Source organism: Pseudomonas orientalis (assembly GCF_001439815.1).
In the GTDB taxonomy this organism is placed as follows: Bacteria; Pseudomonadota; Gammaproteobacteria; order Pseudomonadales; family Pseudomonadaceae; genus Aquipseudomonas; species Aquipseudomonas orientalis.
Window position 1 is genome coordinate 1 of record NZ_JYLM01000022.1, and the last position, 2,297, is coordinate 2,297.

Here is a 2,297-nt window from a genome sequence, read left to right on the forward strand (position 1 = left end):
TGTCTGCGCCCGTCTTGCTCATGGCCAGGCCGACAATCGTGCCCACCACCGCGCCCAACAGGAAGCAGCCCAGCCCTCCGGTGGCGACGGTAATACCGGTAGCCGCAACCACGGCAGCTGTTGCCACTGCAGTGATCGCGATATTCGCCGCCACCTCCAGCACACCGCCGAGGATGTCGGCCTCACCGAAGCTGTTCGAAGGCGCTTGATCAGTCGCGGATCCTCAAGGCAGTGGAGAGGTCGCACGTTGTCCAGAAGTGGCGTGATCAGAACCCTTCCTTTGGTAGAACCTGCTTAGCCGTAGAAGTAATCGAAGAAGCGTTCGAAGTTCTCCTCGCCCAGCAACGGGCTGACTTCTTTGGTCAACAATTTTACAAATTTGGGGGAAAGCTCGTCGTCATCGCTGTAGATGTCAAAGATGTCGAATTTTCCATGAACAATTTCGATAGTTTTGGCGAAAGCCAAGAGGAAATCAGCCAGGGAGTCGGCAATCTTGAACGGCTCGACGACATCGTAGCTCGCCCACACCGAAGTGCCGGGAGTATCCGTGACGGCGATAACCGGTTTACCGCCGCCAATATCGTCCATGAAAACCAGATACTGGGCGGGCCAATTCCCGTTTACCTGGGTCTTGTTCGAGTCGCCAGCCCATTTATAGCCAACTTGGCCGTCTTCCAAGGTGCTCAAGTTGAAGAAGTATATCGGCGTCAATCCGGTTTCAACTTCAACATCAACCGGCTCGCAGTTATCGTAGAAATAATCGGTCTCTGCCGAGCGCGGCAACGTCTGCGGCCATTTTTCATTGGCTTGACTGCGCTTTTCGAAGCGGCCTTCGATATCGAATTTTTTGTGGGCGCGGCGCAGTTCTTTAAATGCGTTGTCGAGGGCGCTCATGTGCTTCTCCAATGGGAAATCATTTACCACAGCCGGCTTTTCTGCCAGCGATAAAGGGGTCGGATTTATTTATAGTCCCTATCCGGATTAAATAGGTCCGTCCCCTTTATTGTTCAGACTTGGATACCTTTGGAACAGTCTACGAATCGAAGACCTTTAAGCTGGGATGCTTCGCATTGCTGCTTGAACTGCTGGGAAACAAAGATGCGTTGTGAACTTTCCTTGGCTCTCACGATATGGTGATTGCCTAAGGTAGCAGGTGGCAGACTTTGAAGAGTGGTGAATCTCAGAGGACCATCCGGCATAAAGCTGAACATGGGACCATATTGAGAGTTATTCAAATCAATACAAGGAAGTATCTGGATCACATTGAATACATAGTAACCTTCCAGCTTTTCTTCTTTTAGATAAACGTTGGCAGGAAAAAGCTGAACGTCTGTCGGGAATTTGCGCAGTACGTTGGCCATTGCCTCGCTTACAAATTCAAGCGTGTCACTTTGAAGAAGATCGAAGGACATTAAGCGAGATGCGCTGATCTTATTTTTATTTTTAAAGGTTGGAGTGGTAGGAATTGATGATTGCTCTTCTCCACTAATAAACAATAGATGGTCGGGAGATTTTTTCTGGTCGTATTTGAACCAGTAAATTTCTGAATAATTTTCACTGATTTCTAATAGGTACATATTATTTCCCGCAGCGACCTGCTTGAGTTGAGTTTTTATTCAACCGAGTACGCCCATTGCGTAATCCCGACCTTTCAGAGCTGACAACCTCCCTCACTGCCTGCGCGTACTGGGCTTTTTTCCATTTTCCAGCCTTGCCCGCGAGGGATATTTCATTGAGTTGTGCCCGAACAGCTTTGTTGTAACCCGGATGTGAGCCTTTGTGAATAGTGCGATATTCGTGCTTGCCCTCTTCACTAGGCAAGTAAATGATGTTGGAAGTTTTGTGTATGTCGAATCCAGCCTTCTTCAGAGCAGGGTGATCAGCCAGCGATTGAGGAATAATATGGTGTTTCTGGAATCCATCGATTCCAGGCATATTTTTATAGTTCCAGTTAAACAGGCCCCATGGATCAACCCATGTAATTGGATTTGGCGCATATTGGTACAGGTTTATGCCGCCCAGTAAACTGATCGGATCTGGAGTCGTGAATCTCCCTATTTCGGGGTCGTAGAACCTGAAAGTGTTGTAGTGTAGCCCCGTCTCCCGATCCAGGTACTGCCCCTGGAACCGCACGTTCTGCTCCTCGATGTAATAAGGCTCCCGCACCTCTTCCAGCGTGTTGCCCCACACCCGATAAGTCGCCTGCCAGACGCTGTGCCCATCGGCCTCGGTCAGTTGCTCGGGCAACCCGTTCAGATCGTTGTGGTAGTAGCGAATCTTCTGCAACGGACCAATAC

At 49.5% G+C, this 2,297-nt stretch carries 3 protein-coding genes; all 3 read right to left on the reverse strand.

Translation table 11 applies throughout. The annotated features are described in order from the left end of the window. Positions 1 to 294: 294 nt before the first annotated feature. Positions 295 to 894 (reverse strand): hypothetical protein, encoded by a 600-nt coding sequence (locus TU82_RS27270; RefSeq protein WP_057726489.1) that lies wholly within the window; start codon positions 892 to 894, stop codon positions 295 to 297. A gap of 113 nt (positions 895 to 1,007) precedes the next feature. Beyond that, positions 1,008 to 1,577, reverse strand: a complete 570-nt coding sequence (locus tag TU82_RS27275; protein WP_057726491.1) for an imm11 family protein — start codon at positions 1,575 to 1,577, stop codon at positions 1,008 to 1,010. A gap of 1 nt (position 1,578) precedes the next feature. Next, positions 1,579 to 2,297: RHS repeat-associated core domain-containing protein (locus TU82_RS27280; protein WP_211269740.1), on the reverse strand; the 719-nt coding region annotated here is incomplete at its 5' end.

What these genes read in the sequence shown, in the direction of transcription:
- TU82_RS27270 (WP_057726489.1), bottom strand. Translation starts at nt 894, where the DNA reads ATGAGCGCCCTCGACAACGCATTTAAAGAACTGCGCCGCGCCCACAAA.
- TU82_RS27275 (WP_057726491.1), bottom strand. Translation starts at nt 1,577, where the DNA reads ATGTACCTATTAGAAATCAGTGAAAATTATTCAGAAATTTACTGGTTC.